At 64.7% G+C, this 22,762-nt stretch carries 21 protein-coding genes; 2 read left to right on the top strand and 19 right to left on the bottom strand.

Going from position 1 to position 22,762, the window contains the following annotated elements:
- Positions 1-111: 111 nt before the first annotated feature.
- The 10 genes from P7F60_RS22810 to P7F60_RS22855 all read right to left on the bottom strand — a co-directional run bounded on the left by P7F60_RS22810 (position 112) and on the right by P7F60_RS22855 (position 10,134).
- The gene (locus P7F60_RS22810; RefSeq protein WP_277919993.1) at positions 112-324 is read right to left on the bottom strand and encodes a hypothetical protein; all 213 of its coding nucleotides are present in this window, start codon (positions 322-324) and stop codon (positions 112-114) included.
- A 91-nt stretch (positions 325-415) separates the two neighbouring features.
- The gene (locus P7F60_RS22815; RefSeq protein ID WP_277919994.1) at positions 416-2,596 is read right to left on the bottom strand and encodes an acetate--CoA ligase family protein; all 2,181 of its coding nucleotides are present in this window, start codon (positions 2,594-2,596) and stop codon (positions 416-418) included.
- 99 nt (positions 2,597-2,695) lie between these two features.
- Complete coding sequence (locus tag P7F60_RS22820; protein WP_277919995.1) at positions 2,696-3,355, bottom strand: TetR family transcriptional regulator C-terminal domain-containing protein; 660 nt, start codon at positions 3,353-3,355, stop codon at positions 2,696-2,698.
- A gap of 27 nt (positions 3,356-3,382) precedes the next feature.
- Complete coding sequence (locus P7F60_RS22825; RefSeq protein ID WP_277919996.1) at positions 3,383-4,540, bottom strand: acyl-CoA dehydrogenase family protein; 1,158 nt, start codon at positions 4,538-4,540, stop codon at positions 3,383-3,385.
- A gap of 11 nt (positions 4,541-4,551) precedes the next feature.
- Positions 4,552-5,340: an enoyl-CoA hydratase-related protein gene (locus P7F60_RS22830; protein WP_277919997.1), complete on the bottom strand. Its 789-nt coding sequence runs from the start codon at positions 5,338-5,340 to the stop codon at positions 4,552-4,554.
- A 36-nt stretch (positions 5,341-5,376) separates the two neighbouring features.
- Positions 5,377-6,192, bottom strand: a complete 816-nt coding sequence (locus P7F60_RS22835) for an enoyl-CoA hydratase-related protein (protein ID WP_277919998.1) — start codon at positions 6,190-6,192, stop codon at positions 5,377-5,379.
- Position 6,193: 1 nt separating this feature from the next.
- Positions 6,194-6,991: an ABC transporter permease gene (locus tag P7F60_RS22840; RefSeq protein WP_277919999.1), complete on the bottom strand. Its 798-nt coding sequence runs from the start codon at positions 6,989-6,991 to the stop codon at positions 6,194-6,196.
- Between the two features lie 9 nt (positions 6,992-7,000).
- Positions 7,001-7,927 carry an ABC transporter permease gene (locus P7F60_RS22845; RefSeq protein ID WP_277920000.1) on the bottom strand — a complete coding sequence of 309 codons (927 nt, stop codon included), beginning with the start codon at positions 7,925-7,927 and terminating at the stop codon, positions 7,001-7,003.
- 3 nt (positions 7,928-7,930) lie between these two features.
- A complete protein-coding gene (locus P7F60_RS22850; protein ID WP_277920001.1) occupies positions 7,931-9,028 on the bottom strand; it encodes an ABC transporter ATP-binding protein in 1,098 nt (365 codons plus the stop codon).
- 74 nt (positions 9,029-9,102) lie between these two features.
- Positions 9,103-10,134: an ABC transporter substrate-binding protein gene (locus P7F60_RS22855; protein WP_277920002.1), complete on the bottom strand. Its 1,032-nt coding sequence runs from the start codon at positions 10,132-10,134 to the stop codon at positions 9,103-9,105.
- 200 nt (positions 10,135-10,334) lie between these two features.
- On the opposite strand from P7F60_RS22855, the gene P7F60_RS22860 reads away from it, so the two are divergent.
- Positions 10,335-11,885, top strand: coding sequence for an acetolactate synthase large subunit (locus P7F60_RS22860; protein WP_277920003.1), 1,551 nt, complete (start codon positions 10,335-10,337; stop codon positions 11,883-11,885).
- 65 nt (positions 11,886-11,950) lie between these two features.
- Here P7F60_RS22860 and pmtA read toward each other — a convergent pair whose 3' ends face one another.
- The gene (pmtA, locus tag P7F60_RS22865; RefSeq protein WP_277920004.1) at positions 11,951-12,544 is read right to left on the bottom strand and encodes a phospholipid N-methyltransferase PmtA; all 594 of its coding nucleotides are present in this window, start codon (positions 12,542-12,544) and stop codon (positions 11,951-11,953) included.
- Between the two features lie 244 nt (positions 12,545-12,788).
- On the opposite strand from pmtA, the gene P7F60_RS22870 reads away from it, so the two are divergent.
- The gene (locus tag P7F60_RS22870) at positions 12,789-14,303 is read left to right on the top strand and encodes a carboxypeptidase (protein ID WP_277920005.1); all 1,515 of its coding nucleotides are present in this window, start codon (positions 12,789-12,791) and stop codon (positions 14,301-14,303) included.
- 42 nt (positions 14,304-14,345) lie between these two features.
- Here P7F60_RS22870 and P7F60_RS22875 read toward each other — a convergent pair whose 3' ends face one another.
- The 8 genes from P7F60_RS22875 to P7F60_RS22910 form a co-directional block, all read right to left on the bottom strand.
- Complete coding sequence (locus P7F60_RS22875) at positions 14,346-15,590, bottom strand: FAD-binding oxidoreductase (RefSeq protein ID WP_277920006.1); 1,245 nt, start codon at positions 15,588-15,590, stop codon at positions 14,346-14,348.
- Positions 15,591-15,657: 67 nt separating this feature from the next.
- Entirely contained in the window at positions 15,658-16,449 is a 792-nt protein-coding gene (locus P7F60_RS22880) for a transporter substrate-binding domain-containing protein (protein ID WP_277920007.1), read from the bottom strand.
- Between the two features lie 195 nt (positions 16,450-16,644).
- On the bottom strand, positions 16,645-17,511 hold the full coding sequence (locus P7F60_RS22885; RefSeq protein ID WP_277920008.1) for a D-amino-acid transaminase: 867 nt from the start codon (positions 17,509-17,511) through the stop codon (positions 16,645-16,647).
- A 231-nt stretch (positions 17,512-17,742) separates the two neighbouring features.
- Positions 17,743-18,807, bottom strand: coding sequence for a DUF2218 domain-containing protein (locus P7F60_RS22890; protein ID WP_277920009.1), 1,065 nt, complete (start codon positions 18,805-18,807; stop codon positions 17,743-17,745).
- Entirely contained in the window at positions 18,804-19,631 is an 828-nt protein-coding gene (locus P7F60_RS22895) for an ABC transporter ATP-binding protein (protein ID WP_277920010.1), read from the bottom strand. The genes P7F60_RS22890 and P7F60_RS22895 overlap by 4 nt, the downstream gene beginning before the upstream one ends.
- A complete protein-coding gene (locus P7F60_RS22900; protein ID WP_277920011.1) occupies positions 19,628-20,668 on the bottom strand; it encodes an iron ABC transporter permease in 1,041 nt (346 codons plus the stop codon). Before P7F60_RS22900 ends, P7F60_RS22895 begins: the two co-directional genes overlap by 4 nt.
- Entirely contained in the window at positions 20,665-21,708 is a 1,044-nt protein-coding gene (locus tag P7F60_RS22905; protein WP_277920012.1) for an iron ABC transporter permease, read from the bottom strand. The genes P7F60_RS22900 and P7F60_RS22905 overlap by 4 nt, the downstream gene beginning before the upstream one ends.
- Entirely contained in the window at positions 21,705-22,703 is a 999-nt protein-coding gene (locus P7F60_RS22910; protein WP_277920013.1) for an iron-siderophore ABC transporter substrate-binding protein, read from the bottom strand. The genes P7F60_RS22905 and P7F60_RS22910 overlap by 4 nt, the downstream gene beginning before the upstream one ends.
- Positions 22,704-22,762: the final 59 nt, after the last annotated feature.

Below are 22,762 nucleotides of genomic sequence, written 5' to 3' on the forward strand. Positions count from 1 at the left end.
GCACCGATGAGCGCGAACCGCGCCTCGACGGAAGGCCGCTGCTGCGCCGCCTCCGGCAGAAGCGGCAGTTGAGAGCGGTCCGGTCCGGAACGACGAAGATGTTTATCCGGGTCAGTCGGTGCGGTCGATCCGCTTCTTGTGGTCCATGGCGATGATGACTTCCTGATTTCCCGCCGCCAGGCTTTCGAGCTGGCCGAGCAGGTTGAAGGTGCGCGCCTGCTGAACTTGCCTTACGCCACGCATGCCGTGTTGAAAGACAGCCCCGAAGACGTTTTGGCAGCGTTCAAGGCGTTCGTTTCGAGCTTGCCCCCGAAAGAACAGCATGAACTGCCCGAAGCCGCTGTCGTCGGCTTCGTGGCAAAGCGCACGCCGGAGATCGGAGGCGTCCGATCCTTCGAAACGGGTCCGTGAATGATCAACGGCTTTGAATACACGCTGCGGCTGCGGGGCCGGACGCGATTTCCACGATGAGCGCATCCACCGCGACCGCCGCGTTATCGTAGACCATGAGCGGATTCACATCGAGTTCCAGCAGCGTTTCGCGTGCTTCGCCGGCATAGGCGGCGATGGCCAAGATGGCGTCGATCACCGGTTCGAGGGCGGCGCGGGACCTGCCGCGGAAACCGTCCAGCAGCGGGAAGGTCTTGAGGCTGCGTAGCGCCGTTTCGACTTCACCGCGGGAGGTCGGCAGCAGCAGCGGCCGGGCATCCTTGAGCAGCTCGACGAAGATGCCGCCGGCGCCGATGACCAGCACCATGCCGAACAGCGGATCGCGCTTGACGCCGACGATCAGTTCGGCCAGCGGCGCGGCCTGCATCGGCTCCATCAGGTAACGCTCCAGCACGATGCCGGGCGCATGATGGCGGACCGTCTCGGCCATGCGATCCGCCGCCGCCTGCAAATCGGCGCGGCGGCGCAGATCGAGGGCGACGCCGCCGACCTCCGTCTTGTGCGGCAGCTCCTCATGCAGGACCTTGAGCACGACCGACGCTTCCAGGGTTTCGGGCAGGGCGTCGAGATCGGCGCGGGTCAGCACGCGGCCCTCCGGCACGGCGAGGCCGCAGGCCGACAGCCGGCGCTTGGATTCGGCCTCGTCGACCGTGCGGCCTTGCCCCTGCGCCGCAACCGTCGGATAGGGGACGAGATCCGTAAGCGGGCGGCCGAGCGCGCGGTCCTGCCGCAGGATCGCGCAATATCCGGCCCAGAGCGCGATCACCGTCGCGGCGTCATGCAACCCTTGCAGCGGCACGACGCCGAGGTCGAGCATCCAGACGCGCACGCTCTCAGGAATCGATTCCGGATTGACCGAGCCCATGAACACCGGCTTGCCCGTGGCCCTGCCGGCCGCCGCCAATGCCCGGATCATCGCCAGGATCGGCTCGCCGGCATCTTCTGCCACCTTTGGCGAGGGATGGTCCATGACCATCAGGCCGCTGTCGTAGTCACCCTCCAGCATGGTGGTGAACATAGGCGTCAGCAATTCCTCGTTGCCCCAATAGCCGGCGGTGAAATCCAGCGGGTTCGAGACATGGCCGAAATCCGGCAGCAGCGGCTTGATCGCATCGACCTGACGTTTCGAGGGTTGCGGCAGCGCGAGGCCGGCGAAGGAGCAATAATCCGCAGCCAGACCATTGTCGCCGCCCGAGCTTGAAAACACCGCGATGCGCGGCCCCGTAAGCGGTGACGTGACCGAGGCGATCTTCAGCATCTCCAGGAATTGCGGCACTGTATCGGTGGCGATAACGCCGAGGCGGGCGAAAAGCGCGTCATAATATTCGTTCTGGCCGGCAAGCGAGCTGGTATGGCTCGCCGCCATCGTCGCGCCGAGTTCGGAGCGGCCGGAGCGGCAGACGATGATCGGCATGCCCTTTTCGCGCGCCCGCAGGCAGGCCTGCGAAAAGGCCGGCACGTCGCGAATGCCTTCCATGAAAAGGCCGATGCAGGTGACGTTCGGATCGTCGGTCAGGTAGTCGATGTAATCCTCGAAGCCGAGGACCGCCTGGTTGCCGGCGCTGATGAGATAGCTGAACGGCACCGAGCGCTGGTTCGAGGTCAGGTGGATGCAGACATTACCGCTCTGGCCGACGACGGCGGCGCCGCGTCGGGTGGTGAGCGGCTGATAGCCCGAAGGCCACATGCTCGCGTGATTGACATAATTGACGAGGCCGTAGCAGTTCGGCCCGACGACCGCCATGTCGCCGGCCGCCGCGATCAGCCTTCGGTTGCGTTCCGCCCCGGCCTCACCGATTTCCGAAAAGCCGGATGCATAACAGATCACGCCGCCGGCCTTCAGACGGTTCAGTTCCTCGAGGGCGCCGATCGTTACATCCGCATTGACGCCGAGATAGGTGGCGTCCGGCGAGACCGGAAGGTCGGACAGGCTGCGATAGCATCTATAGCCGCCGATCTCGTCGCGCCTGGCGTTGACGACATAGACCTCCCCGGCAAAGCCATGGCGGCGGATGTTGCGCAGGGTGGATTCGGCATAGGCGCCGCCCATGAAGGCGATGTGGCGCGGGGCCAGCAGGCGGCTGAAATTTTCCCGCAGGGCTGGCGACAGGCGTGAAGAAAGGGTGAAACAAGAAGAATTCGACATGGCCTCTGCCTCGTTAAACACATGGGAATGCGAACCGGGACCGCAGCGGACCCGACGGTAGAAGCCGGGCACACGCGCGCCCGGGCCATATTCATGGGTTCAGAGGGACAATTCCTCGCGCAGCGCCGCGACATCGAAGGGCGGCACGATGGAGTGCTTCTCGCGGTCTTCCCCGAAGACGTCGCACAGCCAGTCGCGCATCACCTGGCGGCAGGTCGCCTCGTCATAGGCTTCCTCCACCACCATTCCGAGCCACAGACCGTCGATCAGCTGCGTGTACATCAGGGTCACGGTCGGTATGTCGATCTTGATGCCCCGTTCCTCGGCAGCCGCCGTGATCCGCCGCTGGACGGACGCCCGAAACCGGCCCCACAGAGCGCGATGCATCTGCGCCACTTCCGGCTGCAGGCGCGAGGCGCTGTAGAAATGCAGCCAGACTTCGCGATAGGGCTGGCTGGGCAGGAAGGTCACCATGGCGCCGGCCAGCAGCTTGTCGAAATGGCTGGTTCCCCAGGATCGCACGACCTGCCGGTGAATGGCCTCCAGAAGCTCCGTGAGATGGCGGAAGGCAAACAGGATGAGATCGTCCTTGTTCTTGAAATAATGACTGATCAAGCCGCGCGACAGGCCGGATTCCTCGCTGATCGTACTGATCGTCGAATTCATGTAGCCGTGCTTGCGGATCGATTCCAAGGTGGCGATCGTCAGTTCGCGCCGCCGTGTTTCAAGCGTCAGGATCTTCTTTTCTGCCCGCCTCATCCGGTCCCCCTTTTCTTGCCCGCTACCCTACTGGCGATAGCCGCGCAAGATGTCCTTCGCAATGATGTCGCGATGGATTTCGGAGGTGCCCTCCCAAATCCGCTCGATACGCGCATCGCGCCAGAAACGCTGGATCGGGAAATCCTCCATCATGCCCATCCCGCCGAAGACCTGAACGGCGTTGTCGGCGACACGATACACCATTTCCGAGCAATAGAGATTGACCATCGAGGATTGTGCGCGGTCCATCAGCCCCTGGTCGATCTTCCAGGCCGCCTCCTTGACCATCAGATCGCCCAGTCGGATGTCGAGCGCCATATCGGAGATCTTGAAGCCGGTGCCCTGAAACTCGCCGATCGTGCGGCCGAATGCCTTGCGGTTGGCCGCCCAGTCGCAGGCCATCTCGAAGATGCGCTCCGCCCGCCCGACGCAATGCGCCGAAAGATTGACCCGGCCGGCATGGAGCCAGTCATTGGCCATCACGAAACCCTCGCCCTCCTTGCCGAGGATCTTGCTGTCTGAAACGCGCACGTTTTCAAGATAGATCATGTTGGGGTTGTAGCCGCGCGTGCAGATCGATTTCATCGGCTCGATGCGGATGCCCGGCAGGTCGACATCGAGCAGGAAAGCGGTGAAGCGCTTCTGCGGCCCCTTCGGCGTCTCGTCGACGCCGGTCACGGCGATGAGGATGATATAGTCGGAATCGTCGGCATGGGAGATGAACTGCTTGACGCCGTTGATCACCCATTCACCGCCCTGGCGCTCCGCCCGGGTGACGATGCCGCGCGCATCGGAGCCGGCGCCGGGCTCGGTCAGGGCGAAGCAATCGGTCTTGTCGCCGCGGATCGTCGGCATCAGGTAGTCGTCGATCTGCTCGCCCTGGCATTTCAGCAGGATCTGCGTCGGCCGCTTGATCAGCAGCGACAAGGCCGCCGACGGCTTTCCGAACACCCGCTCCGCCTGGGCGATGGTCTGGTGGTCGAGGCCGGGCCCACCGAATTCCTCCGGCATGTTCATGGCGGTGAAGCCTGCAGCATCCGCCTTGCGTCTGATCTCCTGGGCGATGTCCTCGGGAACCGTACGCAGTTCCTCGACGATGTTTTCATGCGGGTACAGTTCCTTCTCGACGAAATCGGTGAGCGACTGAATCAGGGTTTCCTGTTCGAAACTCAGGCTGAAATCCACTTTTTTCCTCCTTATGCGCCGATAAAGCTCGGGGCGCGGCGTTCGTTCGCCGCGGCGAGGCCTTCGGCGTGATCCTTCGTCGCCGCGCAGATATGGCCGGCGGCGACTTCCTCGATCTGCTGTTCGGCAAGCGAGCGCGCAAACGAGGCGTTCATCAGTTTCTTCGCCAGGCCGATGGCGACCGTGGGGCCGGCGGCCAGTTGCCGCGCGAAGGCCAGCGTTTCGGAAAGAAGCTCCGCCTGCGGGCTGACATGCGAGACGAGGCGGTTTTCGAGCGCGGTCTGCGCGTTCCACAACGCGCCGGTGAAGGCGAAGCGCTTGGCCGCCTCCAGCCCCATGACCCGCGGCATCAGCCAGGTGCCGCCGCAATCGGGCGAATAGCCGACATTGGTATAGGAGCAGATGAATTTCGAGCGGTCTGAGGCGTAGCGGAAATCGCAGGCCAGCGCCATGTCGAGGCCGGCGCCGACAGCGGCGCCGTCGATCATCGCGAGCGTCGGCTTGGGGAAGGCATGGACCTCCTGGATGAGTTTCAGCGATTCCTCGACCCAGTTCCTATCCGGCCAGGGATCGACGCCCTCGACCTTGCCGGCCCATTCCTTGATATCGGCGCCGGCCGAAAACGCGCCGCCGCGCCCCGTCAGGATCAGGGCGCGAAGACCGGCATCGGCAGCGGCTTCCTTGATGGCACGACGCAGCTCCAGCGTCAGGCCCATGCCAAGGGCATTGCGTGCTTCAGGGCGATTGAGGGCGATCACCCCGACTGCGCCGTGGCGTTCTGTCTCTATATAGGTATACATGGTCGTTCCCTTGATTGGTTTTGGTATCGTTTGGTCCTACCGGCCGCGCCATTGCGGCGGGCGACGTTCCAGGAATGCCTTCTGTCCCTCCAGCATGTCTTCCGAGGCGAGCATGCGTGCATAGGTGGCGTATTGCGGGCCGCTGTCGGCGCGGATCTCCATCGCCTCGCGATCCGACAGGCCATCGATATTGCGCAGCACCTCCTTGAAGGCCTGCTGGGCCAGCGGCGCGTCGCGCGTCATCTTATGGGCGATATCCATGGCCGCCTGCCGCAACTCGGCCGCCGGCACGGCGCGGTGGACGAGCCCCCAGGACACCGCCTCGGCGGCGGTCATCCTGTGCCCGGTCCAGATCATCGCGGTGGCGACATTGTAGGGAATGCGGCGCGGCAGGCGCTGCAATCCGCCGCCATCCGGTAGCAGGCCACGCTGCAGTTCCGGCAGCTCGAAATAGGCGGTTTCAGCCATGACGATCAGGTCGCAGGCCAGCGCCAGTTCCATGCCGCCGCCGATCGCAGGCGCGTTTATGGCGGCGATCAGCGGTTTCTTCAGCGCCCACAGGCGGGTGATGCCGCCGAAACCGCCGTCGACCGCCCCCTCGGTATCGTTTCCCGGCCCCTCCGCCTCGTTGAAATCGAGGCCGGCGGAAAAGGCCCTGTCCTGGCCGCTGGTCAGCACGCCGACCTGCAGGTCGTCACTCTCCTGCAGGAAAAGCGCGGCGCGCTCCATTGCCCGGCTCAGCCGCCGGCAGATGGCGTTGACCTTGGGCTTGACCATGCGGATCTCGAGGACACGGCCCTCGCGGTGCAATTCGACGAAACCGGCGAGCGCGCTGTTCAGGTCTTCGATCATGTCAGGACTCCCGCTTGCGATTGGCCGCGAGCTGCAGGACGAGCGGCGGCACGGTGGCGATGACCAGCATCAGCGTCGAGACCGCCGCAATGGTTGGATCGATGTCGTCGCGCAGCGTCTGGAACATCACCTTGGTGAGGGTCGAGACATCCCCGCCGGAAACGAAGACCGAGACGACCACCTCGTCGAACGAGACGATGAAGGCGAGCAGCGCGGCCGAAATCAGCGAGAACTTCACCTGCGGCAGGGTGACGGTCAGGAAGGCGGTCAGCCGGTTGGCGCCGAGGCTGCGGGCGACCATTTCCTGGCTCATGTCGTAGGACTTGAAGCCCGCCGTCATGGTGATCAGCACGAAGGGGATCGCCACCAGCGTATGGGCGATGATCAGGCCGGCGGTTGTATTGAGAAGGCCGGCCGAGGCATAGACGAAGAACAGTCCGATCGCCAGCAGGATGGCGGGAATGGCCAGCGGCGCGGCGAGCGTCGCATAGATCGTGCCGCGCAGCGCGAACTTGCCGACATGCAGGCTGTAGGCGGCGGCGGTTCCGACCGTGGTCGCGACGATCATCGTGCCGAAAGCGGTGCGCAGCGAAACCAGCGCCGCCGTCAGCCATTTGTCCTGCTCGAAAAAGTTCTGATACCAGCGCAGCGACCAGCCGGGCGGCGGAAAGGCCAGCGAATTGGCCGAGCTGAACGACATCGGCACGACGATCAGCGTCGGCACCACCAGGAACAGCAGGATCAGGGCCGTCAGGATATAAAGCCAGAGGCGCTGCTTGTGGGTGACATGCGATTCCATCGATCCTCCTCACTCGCCGCGCGAAAACCGGCGAACGATCAGCCAGCTCAGGAGCAGGAAACCGCCGGTCAGCACCAGAAGCACCACCGCCAGCGCCGCGGCCGGCCCCCAGGTCGGGAACAGCGACACGGATTGCTCGATGCGCTGCGCGATCATCTGCACCTTGCCGCCGCCGAGCAGCGCCGGGGTGATGTAGAAACCCAGGCACATGACGAAGACCATAACCGCGCCGGCGATCAGGCCGGGCAAAGACAGCGGCAGGAAGACGCGGAAGAAGGCATGGACCGGCGACGAACCGAGATTGGCCGCCGCCCGCATCAGGTTGCCGTCGATCGCCTTCATCGAGGCATAGAGCGGCATGATCAGGAACGGCAGCATGATATGCACCATGCCGATGGTGACGCCGGCCATGTTATGCACCAGCGGGAGAGGCCGCTCGATCAATCCGAGCATGGAAAGTGTGTCGTTGACGACACCGCGCCGTTGCAGCAGCACCAGCCAGGCATAGGTGCGCACCAGAAGCGACGTCCAGAACGGCACCAGAACCGCCAGCATCAACGCCTGCGCGAAGCGATCCGGCAGGATGGTCAGCACATAGGCGACCGGATAGCCCAGCAGCAGGCAGAGAACCGTCACCACCGCCGCAACCTGGAAGGTGGTCGCGAAGATCGAGACATAGGCGCCATCGGTAACGATGCGCGTATAGTTTTCGAAACTGAAGCCGCCATCGGCGCCGACGAAGGACAGTGAGAACAGCCAGCCGATCGGTGCGACCATCAGGATGACGACGATCGCCAACGCCGGCAGCGACAGGCGCAAAAGCTGGCCGTTCTCGCGCTGTCGATCCCGGTCGAGCGCCTGCGCATTCTCCCTCAGCGCCGCCGCCGTTGCGGCCGGTTGACGATAATCCGAGGCGGCGGTCTGGAGCAGCGACATGGCTCAACCCTCCGCGCTGACGATGCGCGCATCGGGCCGGTCGAGCACGAGATCGACGCGCTCGCCGGCGCCCGGCCGGTTGGCGGCCTCGCCCGCGCGGTTCGACTGGCGCACCAGCACCACGTCGCCGGGATCGAGCCGGACCTCGATCAGCAGGCTTTCGCCCTGGAACACGACGCTCTGCGCCAGCCCACTGAAGACATTGCGCTTTTCGTCGCACGCCACCTGGCCCGGGCGGACGATGCTCAGGCGCTCGGGGCGCAGCATCAACAACGGATCGGCCTGCGCCCCGTCTCCGGCATCGGCCAGGCGCAGCAACTGGTCGCCATAGACCAGTCCCTCCGGCGTCCGGCGCACGGGAATGAAGCTCGATTCGCCGATGAAATCGGCAATGAAGCGGTTTGCCGGCTTTTCATAGAGATCGCTCGGCGTCGCCACCTGCGCCAGCCGACCGCGCGAAAACACCGCGATGCGATCCGACATCGTCAGCGCCTCGCGCTGGTCATGCGTCACCGAAATGGTGGTCATGCCCAGGCGGTCGTGCAGACGGCGGATTTCGATCTGCATCGTCTCGCGCAACTGCTTGTCGAGCGCCGAAAGCGGTTCGTCCATCAACAGGATGCGCGGTTCGAAGACGATCGCCCGGGCCAGCGCGATCCGCTGGCGCTGACCGCCGGAAAGCTCGGTGATACGCCGCGCCGCATAACCGGAAAGCTGGACGAGATCGAGTACGCGGCGCACCCGCTCCTCACGCTCCGCCCGGCCTACGGAGCGCAGCTTCAGCGGATAGGCGATGTTTTCGCCGACCGACATATGCGGAAACAACGCGTAATTCTGAAAGACCATGCCGATATCGCGTTTGTGCGGCGGCAGGTGGATGACTTCGCGGTCGCCGAGCCGGACGGAGCCGGCATTGGGCCGCGCAAACCCCGCCAGCATCATCAGAAGGGTGGTCTTGCCCGAGCCGGAAGGGCCGAGCAGCGTCAGGAATTCGCCGGCGGCGATCTCGAACGACACGTCGTCGACCGCCCGGAAGGCGCCGTAATATTTGCTCAGTGCGGAAATATAGACCGGCAGTGCCGTCGGTGCTGCAGACGTCATCCCAAGCATCCCAAAATTCTTGCGCTTGCCAGTCGGGCGCGGCCTCCCGCCGCGCCCGTCCGGACAGGGTCATGTCACTGCTTGAACTTGTCCCAGCGTTCCTGCAGCGCTGTGGCATGTTCCGCCCACCAGGCGGCGTTGACGAACACCTGCTTGGCGAGGTTGTCGGTGCTGGTGACGATCTTGGCGGCCTTTTCCGGCGAGATCAGACCTTTCTTGAACGCATCCTGGTTCATCGGGCCATAGGGGATGTAGTCCGGCAGGTTGGCCTGATAGGCGGGATCGAGCAGATGGTTGATCAGCCGCATCGCGCCTTCGCGGTTGGGCGAGCCCTTGGGCACCACCAGGCATTCGACATCCACCACGCCCTCGTTGAGCGTATAGGCGTAAGGCGCGCCCTCGCGGATGGCGGCTTCGATGCGCGCCGCCCAGATGGAGAGCATGTCGACTTCCTGGCTGGTCGCAAGCTGGGTCGCCTGGGCGCCGGAATCCCAGAAGACCGAAATGTCTGGCTTGAGTTGCTCCAGCTTGCCGAAAGCGCGATCCACATCGAGCGGATAGAGCTTGTCGCGGGCGACGCCGTCGGCCATCAGCGCCAGTTCCAGGTTGCTCTGGCCGCTATAGCCGGACACGGCGCGCGAGCCGGGAAACGTCTTGGTATCGAAGAAATCGGCCCAGTTCTTCGGCGGATTGTCCTTGTAGACATCCTTGTTGTAGGCCAGCACCGTCGAATAGGCGGTGAAGCCGATCGAATAGTCCGTGCGCAGATTTTCGGGAATGCCGGCGGCGTTGGGGATCTTGTCGTAGTCGAGCTTTTCCAGCAGCCCCTCGTCGGCGGCCTGCTTGCAATAGCCGCCATAGAGTTCGACGACGTCCATCTCGTTGGCGCCGCCCTTCACGCGGGTGCGGATATCGGTGATCCCGCTTTGCAGGGTATATTCCTTGACGTCCATGCCGTGGTCCTTCGGCAAATGGTCGAGGATCGCCTTGCGCACGCCTTCCTGATAAGCGCCGCCATAGGATGCGTAGCTGACCGTTTCATTGGCGGCGGCAGGCATCGCGACGAGAACGCATGCGCCGACGGCGCATGATGCAAAGATTTTCATGAGTCTCCTCCCTCAAGACAGCCACATCCGCGGCCGCAATTAGGGCTAACATAAATTTGCTGAACGTCCAACTTTTTATTCTGAAAAATTATATGGACGTCTAACTTATTTTTGATAGGCTTCTGTTTCGTTGCTCGCGACAGATGCCAACACACGGTATTATTATTTAAAATCAATATCTTATTTAGGAGAACGAGCCGATGAACGGAGCGGAGAGCCTGGTCCGGACCCTGCTGGCGAATGGCGTCGATACCTGCTTTGCCAATCCGGGCACCAGCGAAATGCATTTCGTCGCGGCCTTGGATCGCGTTGCCGGCGTGCGCTGCGTGCTTGGCCTTCAGGAGAACGTGGTCACCGGCATGGCCGACGGTTATTACCGGGTGCTGCGCCGGCCGGCGGCGACGCTGCTGCATTGCGGCCCCGGCCTGTCCAACGGGCTGGCCAATCTCCACAACGCGCGCCGCGCCGAAAGCGGCGTCGTCAACATCGTCGGCGACCATGCGACGGCGCATCGCCCGTTCGACTCGCCGCTTACCGCCGATGTCACCGCGCTGGCCGCAACCGTCTCGGCCTCCGTCTGCACGCCACGCGACACGCAACTGCTCGGCGCGAACGCTGCCCAGGCCGTCGCCATCGCCCGCCAGCATCCCGGCCAGATCGCCACGCTGATCCTGCCCGCCGACATCTCTTGGTCAGACGGCGGCCGCGAAGCCGGCCTTGCGGCCGTCAACGCGCCCGCGCCCCTCGACCCGCATGGCATCGAGGCCGCGCGCCGGTTGTTGACCTCCGGCCGCCGCAGCCTGATCCTCGTCGGCAACAGCGCCGCCACGCTCGATGGCATCCACTTGGCGCATGCCATCGCAGCGCGCACCGGCGCGGATGTGATGGGCAGTTCGCTGGTCGCCGCCATGCCGCGCGGACACGGCGTGCCGCCGCTGCCGCGCGTGCCCTATCCCGTCGATGTCGCCATCGCCGCTCTTTCCGGTTACGAGCAGGTGGTGCTGGTCAACTGCCCGCCGCCGGTCGGCTTCTTCGGCTATCCCGGCAAGCCGTCGCTGCTTTGCCATCCACAGGCGCTGCTGCACACGCTCTCGCGCGCCGGCCAGGACGGCACGAACGCGCTGCGCCTTCTCGCCGAAGCCGTGGGCGCAGACAGGGAGCCCGCGACACCCGCGCCGATTTCCCGGGAAGAGATTGCCTTGCCGCAGGGCGAGCCGACCCCCGAAAAGCTGGACATGGCGCTTGCCGCCCTGCTTCCCGAAAACGCCATCATCGTCGACGAAAGCCTGACCTTCAGCAACGGTTACACCGTGACGGGCGCGCAGGCGCCGGCCCATGACCACTTGATCATCACCGGCGGCGCCATCGGTGGCGGCCTGCCGGTGGCGACCGGCGCGGCGATTGCCAGCGGCGGCAAGCGGCGAGTCGTCAACCTGCAGGCCGACGGCTCCGCCGCCTATACGCTGCAATCGCTATGGACTCAGGCCCGTGAAAAACTTCCCTGCACCACCATCCTGCTCAACAACCGGCGCTATAACATCCTGCTCGGCGAATACCGCAATGTCGGCGCCGTTCCCGGCCCGACTGCGATGAGCATGCTCGATCTCGGCAATCCCGATATCCAGTGGGCCGCCCTCGCCCGCGCCTTCGGGGTCGAGGCGACACGGGTCACCACGATGGAAGACTGCAGCAAGGCACTGGCCGCCAGCTTCGCCACCGACCTACCCCACCTGATCGAACTGGTGATCTAGAGCATTTCCCACGCCGAAGCGATCACGTTTTCGGCTGGAAATGCTCTCGGCGGCAGATGCCGCCATCACTCCGTTCGCCGATACGTCCAGAGCTGCGCCGGCGGAATGTTGCGCACGACGAAATCGTAATGGGAAACCTCGTAACGGCCGGGCAGTTTGGTCACCGGCGACAGCGGGCCGTAGGTGATCTGGATGACGGGCCGCCCCGGCGGAATGCGCGCCAGCAAATCCTCGAGCAGCGCGACGCGACGCGCCATCGGAAAGCTCAGCATCGGCACGGCGCTGATCACGCAGTCGAACTGTTCCAGGCGGCGTTCGCCCAGCACCTCGTCGAGCGCAAAGGCATCGCCGAGACGGAAATCGACACCGGGAAAGCACCGGATCAGCCTTTCGTAGAAATCCCTGGAATATTCGACGGAGGTCAGGCGGTCCGGCCGGATGCCTCTTTCGAGAATGGCCTTGGTGATGACACCGGTCCCCGCGCCAAGCTCCAGCACCGGCAAGCCCGACTGCGGCTCGATGATGCTCGCCATGCGCCGCGCGGTATGGATCGAGGTCGGAATCAGTGCGCCGACACCCTTCTTGTCCTTCTGCCATCCCTTGAAGAACTGCACCTCTTCCTCGAACTTCTTCCCGAGCCTCTCCTTTAGCCGAAACATCGTCTCTCCTCTCCTTTTTGCGTTGTGACGCCGGTTTGTAGGATTATTACGACATAAACAAGCCCATATACGACGTTATCACCGTTTCGAGCACTTTGCGCGAGACAGGAATGAACGCGGCGATGGAAAAATTGCGGTTGTCGTCCACACTTCAAGAGCAATGTCGCGCGCGTCGCGGCTGTGATGCCTTCGGATTTCCACATGACGGCCCCATACTTCGCATCCGCGCACAGAGGAGACGCCATTGACCCGCATCCGTTTCGCCATAAGCCTTTTCCTCGGCCTTGCCTTGCTCGTCCCACCCGCCCTTGCCGGGCAGGAGGAAAACGACAAGCCGCAGCAGAGCACGACGGAAACCGGCGTCTTCGGCCTGCTTCCAGGTGATTCCGTCACGGAACATCGCCTGCAGACGCCCGAGATTTCGCTCGCCTACACCGCGACCGCGGGCACGCTCGATCTCTATGGCCAGGACGGCAATCGCACGGCGAAGGTGTTCTACACCGCCTATGTCGCCGACAAGCGCGACCCTGCCCGGCCGATCACCTTCGTGTTCAACGGCGGGCCGGGCGCGGCCTCGGCCTATTTGCATCTCGGCCTCGTCGGCCCCAGGATGCTGGAATTCGGCAAGGACGGGCGTGACGGGACGCAACCTGCCCTGAAGGACAATCCGGACAGTTGGCTCGCCTTCACCGATCTCGTGCTGATCGATCCGGTCGGAACCGGCTGGAGCCGCGCTGTCAGCGACGAAGCCGCCGGCCGTTTCTACGGCGTGCGGCAGGATGCCGAAAGCCTTGCGAAAGTCATCGCGCTCTACATCCAGAAGAATGGACGCCTCGCCTCTCCCGCCTACCTGCTCGGCGAAAGCTATGGCGGATTTCGCGCCGGCAAGGTCGCTTCGGCCTTGAAGGAAACGCAAGGGGTGCTGGTCTCCGGCGTGCTGATGGTTTCGCCGCTCATCGATGGCCGATTCCTGTTCGGCGCGGACAACGATCCGCTCGCGGCCGCCTTGCAGCTTCCGTCGCTCGCGGCCGGTGAGATGGAACGCAACGGCGCTTTCGATGCGGCCAAGCTGCGGGAGACGGAGCGTTTCGCCATGACCGATTATCTTGTCGCCCTCTCGGGGCCGCCGCCGTCAGGATCGCAGGCGGATGCCTTCTATACGCGCATCGCCGATCTTACAGGTTTCGGGAAGGCGGATATCGCGCGGGGACGCGGCTTCCTGGACGACCTCTATGCCAAACGCTCCCAAGCCGACCGCGTCGTCAGCGCCTACGATGCCGCCTATTCGGCGCCGGACGCCTATCCGGAATCGATCATGAATCGCAACGACGACCCGATCCTCGACGGCTTCACCCGCGCCTACGGCCCCGCCTTCGCCGCCTATGCCCGTGACGAACTCGGTTTTCGCACCGACGTGACCTATTCCCTGCTCAATACCGACGTCAACCGCCGTTGGGAATGGAACGATGGCCGCGGCGGTGACGGCCGCGCCAATGCCAGCGCCGCCGGCAATCTGCGCGACCTGCTTTCGACCATTCCCCGTTTCCGTCTCGCGGTCTATCACGGCTACAGCGACGCGCTGACCCCTTACGGTACGAGCCGCTTCGTGCTGGACCATCTTCCGCCGGCGCTGGCCGAAGGGCGGACGGAACTGCGTACCTATCGCGGCGGCCACATGTTCTACATCGACCCCGCCTCCAGAAGGCGCATGACAGACGACGCCCGCGCCTTCATGACCCGCCCCAACCCTGGGGATTGAGGCGCGGTTACGCCGCCGACGCGTTTCCGGATGGAAAAATCGCTACATCAACCGCCGGATGTCGAAGGGCGTGGGATCGGCGAAGGGTTTTTCGCCGGTCATCATTTCGGCCAGCAGACGGCCGGTGGCGGGACCGAGGGTCAGGCCATGATGGGCGTGGCCGAAGGCGAACCAGAGACCCCTGTGGTTGGGCGCCGGGCCAATGACCGGCTTCATGTCCGGGGTGGCCGGGCGCAGGCCGAGCCAGGGCTTTTCCTCGACCGGATTTCCCAGTGGGAATATCTCGTGGGCGCGGCGTTCGGCTCGGTCCATCTGGATGCGGTTGACGGGAGCGGTCGGCGCGGCCAGTTCGACGCCGGTGGTCAGGCGGATGCCGGCCGCCATCGGCGCGAGCACATAGCCGACCTCCTCGTCGAGAACCGCATGGTTCAGCATCGCCCCGGCCTCCGGCCGGAAATGCAGGTGATAGCCGCGCTTGCCGACCAGCGGCACGTTATATCCTTGCGCGGCGAGCAACGCGCCGGAATGGGCGCCAAGCGCCACGACGACATTCGCCGCCTCATGCTGGCCGCGATCGGTTGTGACGCGCCAGCCGTTGGCCTGCCGCGTCAGGCTCCGGATGGTCTCGCAGTAGATCGTGCCGCCCTTGCTCTCGAAATACGCCGCATAGCCCTTGGTCAGCGCCGAGGGGTCGGTGACCGTAAAGGGGTCGCGCCAGTGGATGCCGCCGATGGCGGCGGCCTTCAGCGAGGGTTCGAGCCGCGAAAGCGCAGCCCCGTCCAAAACGTCCGATGCCAGCCCGAAGTCGCGGCGCAGGTCTTGCGAGCGCTGTCCGGCCTCGGCCAGGCCAGCCTCGCTGCGAACGATCTCGACCCAGCCTTCACGGCGCACGAGATGGGAAAGGCCGGCGGCCTGCACCAGCCGGTCGTGTTCGTCCAGGCAGGCTTCGATGAGCGGCAGCAATTCCCGCGCGATCGTCCGCAGGCGGTCGGGATGCGAGGCCTTCCAGTAACCTATCAGCCACGGGGCGATGCGCGGCAGGAAGGCGGGATCGTAATGCACGGCGGCGGCGCGGTTGGTAGCGAAATTCAGGAGCGTGCGCAGATCCCGGGGGATAGCGTAGGGAATGACGCTGCTGCGTTCGAGCAGACCAGCATTGCCGAAGCTCGCGCCCTCGCCCGGCGCCGACCGGTCGATGATGGCGACCGACTGGCCGCGTTCCTGCAAGTGAAGGGCGGCGCTGACGCCCACGATGCCGGCGCCGAGGACGAGTGTGTCTGTTGTCATGGAAATCTTGTCAGGATGAGGGATAGAGCAGGGATCGCCCGGCACGAACCGGGCGATCCGCAAGACATCATTCGAGATGGAAGATGTCGAGCGAGAAATACTTGTCGTTGATCGTCTTGTAGACATTGTTGGCGACGATGGCGTCCAGCGCCGCGTTCAGCTTCTCACGAAGCGCATTGTCCTCCTGGCGCACGGCCATGCCCACGCCTTCCCCGACGAATTTCGGATCGGTGATCGGCTTGCCAACCAGTTCGCAGCATTCGCCGTCCTTGGTCTTCTGCGTCCATTCCAGCATCGGCACGAGATCGCCGATCTGCATGTCGAGGCGACCGCCTGCCAGATCGAGATTGACTTCGTCCTGCGACGGATATTGCTTGAGGTCGGCTTGCGGATGCATGGCCTCGGCAAAGGTCGCCTGCGTCGTGCCGGCCTGCACGCCGACCGATTTCCCGCCGAGGTCGGGCTTGTCGAGCACGGAGGCGTCGCCGCCCTTCTTCATCACATAGGTCATGGCCGCCTTGTAGTAGGGCTTGGTGAAGGCGACCTTCTGCTTGCGCTCCTCGGTGATGAACATCGAGGCGATGATGACGTCGTATTTCTTGGCGAGAAGGCCGGGAATGATGCCGTCCCAATCCTGGGCGACCAGTTCGCAATCGGCCTTCATCTCCTCGCAGAGGGCTTTGGCGATATCGACGTCGAATCCGACCAGTTGTCCGGCGGTATCGACGGCGTTGAAGGGCGGGTAGGCGCCCTCGGTCGCGATGCGCAGCTTCAGCTTTTCCTCGGCCTGGGCAGGCGCCATGGCCAGGATTGCGCCGAGAAGGATGCTGGATGCGGCAAGTGCGATCTTCATTTTCATAGGGTTCCCCTGTGGTCATTGCCCGATCGGCCGGGCCGGGGCGCAGCATTTCGGGTTTGAGCCTTTTCCGGCATTTGCAATCGATGCATGGCGTGGACGCTGTCCACGCTCCACGACAAGGTCTCCATATTCCCGGCGAATGCAACCCTGCGACAGGCCGGGACCGCAACTGTCCCAGATTTTTATGTCATTCGCTCAGACCGCGCCCTTGCGCGCTTCCTGGATGTAAAGCTCGCGCAGACGGCGGGCGACGGGACCGGGCGCCCCGCCGCCGATCTTGCCACCGTCGATCTCGACGACCGGCATGACGAAGGTCGAGGCGCCGGTGATGAAGGCCTCGTCGGCGGCCTTCGCCTCCTCGACGGTGAAATTCCGCTCGACCACCTTGATCTGCGCCTCGCGGGCATAAAGCAGCAAGGCGGCGCGGGTGATGCCGTGCAGAATGTCGTTGGACAGGGCGCGGGTGATGATCTGGCCGTCCTTAACGATATAGGCATTGTTGGCCGTGCCCTCGGTCACGAAACCGTCCTGCACGAACCAGCCGTCATCGGCGCCGGCCTGCCTGGCCATCATCTTTGCCATGGAGGGATAAAGCAGTTGCACCGTCTTGATGTCGCGGCGCGCCCAGCGCAGGTCCGGGATCGAGATGACCTTGATGCCGGTCAACGCCTTCGGCGCTTCCACCAGATTAGACACCGACTGGGTGAAGAGCACGACGGTCGGCGGCACGTCCTCGGCTGGAAAGAGGAAATCGCGGTCGCCCGGATTACCGCGCGAGATCTGCAGGTAGACCAGGCCTTCGGCGATCTCGTTGCGCGCTACCAGTTCGCGGTGGATATCGAGTAAAGCTTCACGCGTGAGCGGGTTGCGGATGGCGAGTTCCCCAAGTGACCGCTCCAACCGTGCGACATGGCCGTCGAAATCCAGGAGCTTGCCGTCCACGACCGAGGTGACCTCGTAGACCGCGTCGGCGAAGACGAAGCCGCGGTCGAAGATCGAGGCCTTGGCCTCGGCTTCCGGCAGGTATTCGCCGTTGAGATAGACAATCCGGTTCTTATGCATCGCAACCACCCTACGCATTTGAGGATCGAAGACTGATCCATCACGCCGGTCAACCTAGCAGCACGTCGCAGAAAAGTGTCCCCATTTCCCGTAGAATTTTGGGATGCTCCTCGCAAATCCTCCCCTCGCCTCATCAGGCGGAGAATGATCGGATGCGCCCCCGGCGTCGGACAATGCGATAAAAACAAAGAGCATTTCCGGCAAATCCATATTCGCCGGAAATGCGCCCGATCAGGCCGAAATCCGCTCCCAATACCAGGCGACATACATCCTGTCGCGATCATGCCTGCGGCTTTTCAGCAGGGCGCGGATCGGGCGGGCGTCGTCCTTTTCGCCGGCGAACCAGACGAAGGTATCGGCATCCATGGTGGCGATTGCTGCTTTCGTCGCCTCGGCGAGAATGCCTTTCGCCCCGGCGGGATAGGTTTCCCGATGCAGCCAGCGGATGTCCAGCGTACCGGCGGAGGGCAGCGCCTGTTCCTCGGCCGCGTCCTGCACTTCGACGATGGCCTGGATGCGGGTGCCGGCCGGCACTTCGGCGGCGATGCGGGCGATGGCGGGCAGCGCGCTTTCGTCACCGGTCAGCAAGATGGAGCCGGCGACCGGAAGGCTACCGCCGCCGGGGCCGAGCAGAGCGGCGATATCGCCTGGTTGCGCATCCCGGGCGAAATCCGCGCCGGGGGTTTTGACGCCGGGGGTCGGATGCTGCAGGAAATCCACCCACAGCTCGCCGCGCTGCGCATCGACGGCGCGGATCGTATAGACTCGCACCAAAAGCTCGTCCTCGCCCTGTGGCCAGTCGACACGGCCATCGGCGCGCAGGCCCGGCCAGACCGGCGCCCTGCCCTTTGGCGGCACGACAAGGCGCACATGCATGTCGCCGCCGACGAAGGGTGAGACATCGCCGCAGGCGAATTTCACCCGCCGCATATGCGGCGTGATGTCCTCCGCCGAGACGACCGTCACCGGATGCAGGTTCGGCAGGACCGGGCGAAGGGCCGATTCGGACCAGGTCAATTCGAGCGGATCATCGCCGGCGAAATAGAACATATGCTCGGCAATGCTGGTGCGGCTCATATCGAGCGCCTTTTCGGAACCGGCCTCCAGCTCGATCCGCAGCGCCTGGTCCTCGATGCGGATGCTTGCCGTTCCGATCCTGCCCGTCAGCAGTGCAAGATTACCCTCGCGCCGGACCTCTGCGTGCTCGACGAAATGCTCGCAGATCTCATCGAGCATTTTTGCCGCATCGCTGGCCAGCGCCACGCCCGACAGTTTGAACGATTGCGTTGCGTTCATGGCTGCATCTCCTTGATTTGCGAATTGTCTGCCATCCGGTGCCGGCCGATGGGCAGCATGATCGGCCGGCCCGAGGTGGGGTCGATGACGATACGGCTTTCGAGGCCGAAAACCTGGCGCACGGTCTCCTGCGTCAACACCTCTTCCGGCCGGCCGGACACATGGATACGGCCTTGCGTCATCGCCACGAGATGATCGGCGTAGCGCGCCGCGAGATTGAGGTCGTGCAGCACCATGACGACGGTGGTGCCGCGCGCATGGTTGAGGTCGGTGAGAAGATCGAGAACCTCGACCTGATGGCTGATGTCGAGAAAGGTCGTCGGCTCGTCCAGCAACAGGATATCGGTCTGCTGGGCGAGCGCCATGGCAATCCACACCCGCTGGCGCTGGCCGCCGGACAGCTCGTCCACAGGCCGTTCGGCGAGATCCACGATCCGCGTCGCCATCAGAGCATCGGCCACCGCCTCGTCGTCTTGGCTGGTCCAGCGCGAAAACAGCCCCTGGTGCGGGTGCCGTCCGCGGCCGACGAGATCGGCGACGGTGATGCCTTCCGGCGCGATGGGCGATTGCGGCAGCAGGCCAAGCGTGCGCGCCAATTCTTTTGGGGCCATGCGATGGATCGACTTGCCGTCGAGCAGAACCTCTCCCTTATGCGGCGACAGCAGCCGCGACATGGCCCGCAGCAACGTGGACTTGCCGCAGGCATTGGCGCCGACGATGACTGTGATGCGGCCAGGCGGCACGGCGAGGTCGAGCCCCTGCAGGATATCGGCATCGCTGTAGCCGGCCGAAAGCCGGCTTACGCTCAAGGAATGGGCGGTCATAACGAGCCTCCACTGCGGTTGACGCGTATGATCAGGAAAATCAGGTAGGGCGCGCCCAGCGCGCCGGTGACGACGCCGACCGGATAGCGGCTCGGCAGCAGGAACTGGCCGGCATAATCGCCCGCCAGCACCAGCACCGCCCCGACCAGCGCCGAGGGAAGGAGCAGCGATCCGCTGTTGCCGACAATGCGGGCGGCGATCGGGCCGGAGAGGAAGGCGACGAAGGCGATCGGCCCGGTCGCCGCCGTCGCCGATGCGATCATCCCGACCGCCGCGATCATGACAACGACGCGGGTCTGCCCGACGCGAACCCCGAGCGCCGCCGCCATGTCGTCGCCGAGCCGCAGCGCGTCGAGATCGCGCGCTTTATGCAGAAGCAGCCCGCCGAACAGGGCAAGCGCCACGAGCAGCGGCAGGGATTGACCAAGCTGGGCGCCGTTGAGGCTGCCGGTCAGCCAGCGCATCGCCTCCTGCAGGTTCCAGGCCGGCGCCTGCGAGAGGATATAGGCGATGAAGCTTTCCAGCATCGCCGAAACGCCGATTCCGACGAGGATGAGCCGCGTTCCGGCAACGCCGTTGCGGAAGGACAGGCCGTAGACCATCAGCGCGACGCCGAGGCCGGCAACCACCGCAACCACGGAGACCGCAGGGCCCTTCATCGACAAGACGACGATGGCGAAGACGGCGGCCACGCTCGCACCGGAGCTGATGCCGATGATATCGGGGCTGGCGAGCGGATTGCGCAGCATGATCTGGAAGGCGACGCCGCCCATGCCGAAGCTGAGGCCCGCCAGCACCGCCAGCACTGCCCGCGGCAGGCGAAGCTGGCCGACGGTGAAGCTCGTTCCCGGCACGGTTTCGCCGAGCAGCATCCGCAGGATGTCTCCCGGCGGCGTGAAGGACTGGCCGAGCACCAGCGTCAGGGCGAAGATCGCGGCGGCGAGAACCAGCAGCACGGCGATGACGAATAGCCATCGGCTCTTGCGCCGCTGCCGGCCGTCGACAATCCGGTCGAGGGTAGAAGACGCCGTCGTCATAATTCGCGCACCCGCTGGTGGCGGACGATCCAGATGAAGAACGGCGCACCGATAAAGGCGGTGACAATGCCGACATCGAGTTCGGCCGGCCGGGCGACGATGCGCCCGACGATATCGGCTGCCAGCAACAGGCAGGCGCCGCCGATGGCCGAAAACGGCAGCAGCCAGCGATGATCGACGCCGACCAGCAGGCGGCTCAGATGCGGCACGACCAGCCCGAGAAAACCGATCGGCCCACAGACCGCCGTCGTCGCCCCGCACAGCAGGATCGCGCCGAGGGACGCAACGGCACGGGCGAGCGCCACACGCTCGCCGAGCCCGGCCGCCAGCTCATCGCCAAGCGCCAGGGAGTTCAGCTTGCGCGCGGAAAGAAGGCCGATGGCGAAGCCTGCCGCCAGGAAAGGCAGCACCGGCAGGATGCGCTCGAAGGTGGCGCCGCCGACGCCGCCGATCTGCCAGGAGCGGATGCCGCCGGCGATGTCGTTGCGCGGCAGCACCACGGCGATCACCATCGAGGAAAAGGCGACGGAGGTCGCAGCCCCAGCCAGCGCCAGCTTCAGCGGCGTCGCCCCGCCGCGTCCCAGCGAGCCGATGACGTAGACGAAGACGGCTGCACCGCCCGCCCCGAGGATCGCCGTCCAGATATAGGCCTGCGCCGAGGCGATATCGAACCAGGCCACCCCGACGACGACGGCGAGCGACGCGCCCATGTTGACGCCGAGAATGCCGGGATCGGCCAGCGGATTGCGCGTCACGCCCTGCATGATCGCGCCGGCCAGCCCGAGTGCGGCGCCGGCCAGCAATGCCAGCGCCGTGCGCGGAATGCGCACCGCCACGGCCGCCTGGCCGATGCTGTCCAGCCGCCCGCCAAGCCCGGCGACCACATCCGCCAGCGCGACGTCGCGCGTGCCGACCCCGACCGAAAGCGCCGAGAGCAGGCCAAGAACGAGGAGCAGGCCTGCCAGGAACAGGCCGCGATTGCGGTTCGAGCGCCCGGCGGCCGACCAGCGCCGGGGCGTCGGCAGGCTGTCGGCCATCATCTGGATTTCCCGGCCGCTCCGGCAAGCAGAGCCACGTAATCCTTGAGCACCCACGAGATCGAAAGCGGCGTCGGATTGGCCGCCGTCCCGACGGGGTTGCGGCCGAGCGTCACCAGCGCGCCCCGGGCAACGGCCGGCATCCGGGCAGTCAGCGGATTGGCGGCCAGGGCATCCAACAGCTTGCGGTCGCCATAGGTGACGAGAATATCGACATCGTCGAAGTCATCGACGCGCTCGGCGCTGATCGAGCCGGAGAATTTCCCCGGCAAGGAAGCGGCGACGACGCTTTTCGGCGAGGTCAGTCCAAGGTCGGCGAAGAATTTCACCCGTGTGTCGTTGGTCGTGTAGAAATTGACGACGCTCAGATCCGTAGCGTTGAGATGGGTGATGAACATCGCCGTCTTGCCGTGAAGCTCGGGATGGCCGGCGACGGTTTCGGCGATCTCAGCCTCGATCTGGCGGATGAGCGCCTCGCCCTCGGCGGCCATGCCGAGGCCGGCGCTGTCGAGGCGGATCGTCTCGCGCCAGTCGGTCGCCCAGGGCGCCTGCGGATAGGCGATGACCGGTGCGATCTGGCTCAGTGTATCGTAGTCGGCCTGGCTGAGGCCGGAATAGGCGGCCAGGATGACATCCGGCTGCGTGGCCGCAACCGCCTCGAAATCGATGCCGTCGCCCTCGTCGAACAGCACCGGTTTTTCGGCGTGCAGCTCGTTCAGCCTGTCGGCGACCCAGGGCAGCAGCCCGTCGCCGTCGTCATCGCCAAAATTGGCGGCGGCGAAACCGACCGGCACGACGCCGAGCGCCAGGGGCACCTCGTGATTGGCCCAGGCGACCGTGGCGACGCGCTCAGGCTTTTTCGGAATCACCGTCGTGCCCAGCGCATGCTTGATGACGATGGGATAGGTCGTGCCCTCGTCGGCCATCGCACTGCCGGATGCCACGATCCAGATACATGCCGCCGCCAGCCGCAAGACAGAAAGAAACAACCGCAGCATCACGCAAACTCCGCCGGTTCGTTTTTAAGTGGACCTCCAGTCTCAGGTTCAGTAAGCGG

It is taken from the genome of Rhizobium sp. YJ-22 (genome assembly GCF_029601685.1).
In the GTDB taxonomy this organism is placed as follows: Bacteria; Pseudomonadota; Alphaproteobacteria; order Rhizobiales; family Rhizobiaceae; genus Metarhizobium.

Bases quoted from the DNA above. Each gene is read 5' to 3' on its own strand.
- P7F60_RS22830 (WP_277919997.1), bottom strand. From the start codon at position 5,340: ATGTATACCTATATAGAGACAGAACGCCACGGCGCAGTCGGGGTGATC.
- P7F60_RS22855 (WP_277920002.1), bottom strand. From the start codon at position 10,134: ATGAAAATCTTTGCATCATGCGCCGTCGGCGCATGCGTTCTCGTCGCG.
- P7F60_RS22900 (WP_277920011.1), bottom strand. From the start codon at position 20,668: ATGACGACGGCGTCTTCTACCCTCGACCGGATTGTCGACGGCCGGCAG.
- P7F60_RS22910 (WP_277920013.1), bottom strand. From the start codon at position 22,703: ATGCTGCGGTTGTTTCTTTCTGTCTTGCGGCTGGCGGCGGCATGTATC.
- P7F60_RS22875 (WP_277920006.1), bottom strand. From the start codon at position 15,590: ATGACAACAGACACACTCGTCCTCGGCGCCGGCATCGTGGGCGTCAGC.
- P7F60_RS22890 (WP_277920009.1), bottom strand. From the start codon at position 18,807: ATGAACGCAACGCAATCGTTCAAACTGTCGGGCGTGGCGCTGGCCAGC.
- P7F60_RS22885 (WP_277920008.1), bottom strand. From the start codon at position 17,511: ATGCATAAGAACCGGATTGTCTATCTCAACGGCGAATACCTGCCGGAA.
- P7F60_RS22810 (WP_277919993.1), bottom strand. From the start codon at position 324: ATGCTGTTCTTTCGGGGGCAAGCTCGAAACGAACGCCTTGAACGCTGC.
- P7F60_RS22815 (WP_277919994.1), bottom strand. From the start codon at position 2,596: ATGTCGAATTCTTCTTGTTTCACCCTTTCTTCACGCCTGTCGCCAGCC.
- P7F60_RS22835 (WP_277919998.1), bottom strand. From the start codon at position 6,192: ATGATCGAAGACCTGAACAGCGCGCTCGCCGGTTTCGTCGAATTGCAC.
- P7F60_RS22840 (WP_277919999.1), bottom strand. From the start codon at position 6,991: ATGGAATCGCATGTCACCCACAAGCAGCGCCTCTGGCTTTATATCCTG.
- P7F60_RS22860 (WP_277920003.1), top strand. From the start codon at position 10,335: ATGAACGGAGCGGAGAGCCTGGTCCGGACCCTGCTGGCGAATGGCGTC.
- P7F60_RS22820 (WP_277919995.1), bottom strand. From the start codon at position 3,355: ATGAGGCGGGCAGAAAAGAAGATCCTGACGCTTGAAACACGGCGGCGC.
- pmtA (WP_277920004.1), bottom strand. From the start codon at position 12,544: ATGTTTCGGCTAAAGGAGAGGCTCGGGAAGAAGTTCGAGGAAGAGGTG.
- P7F60_RS22905 (WP_277920012.1), bottom strand. From the start codon at position 21,708: ATGATGGCCGACAGCCTGCCGACGCCCCGGCGCTGGTCGGCCGCCGGG.
- P7F60_RS22850 (WP_277920001.1), bottom strand. From the start codon at position 9,028: ATGACGTCTGCAGCACCGACGGCACTGCCGGTCTATATTTCCGCACTG.
- P7F60_RS22845 (WP_277920000.1), bottom strand. From the start codon at position 7,927: ATGTCGCTGCTCCAGACCGCCGCCTCGGATTATCGTCAACCGGCCGCA.
- P7F60_RS22895 (WP_277920010.1), bottom strand. From the start codon at position 19,631: ATGACCGCCCATTCCTTGAGCGTAAGCCGGCTTTCGGCCGGCTACAGC.
- P7F60_RS22880 (WP_277920007.1), bottom strand. From the start codon at position 16,449: ATGAAAATGAAGATCGCACTTGCCGCATCCAGCATCCTTCTCGGCGCA.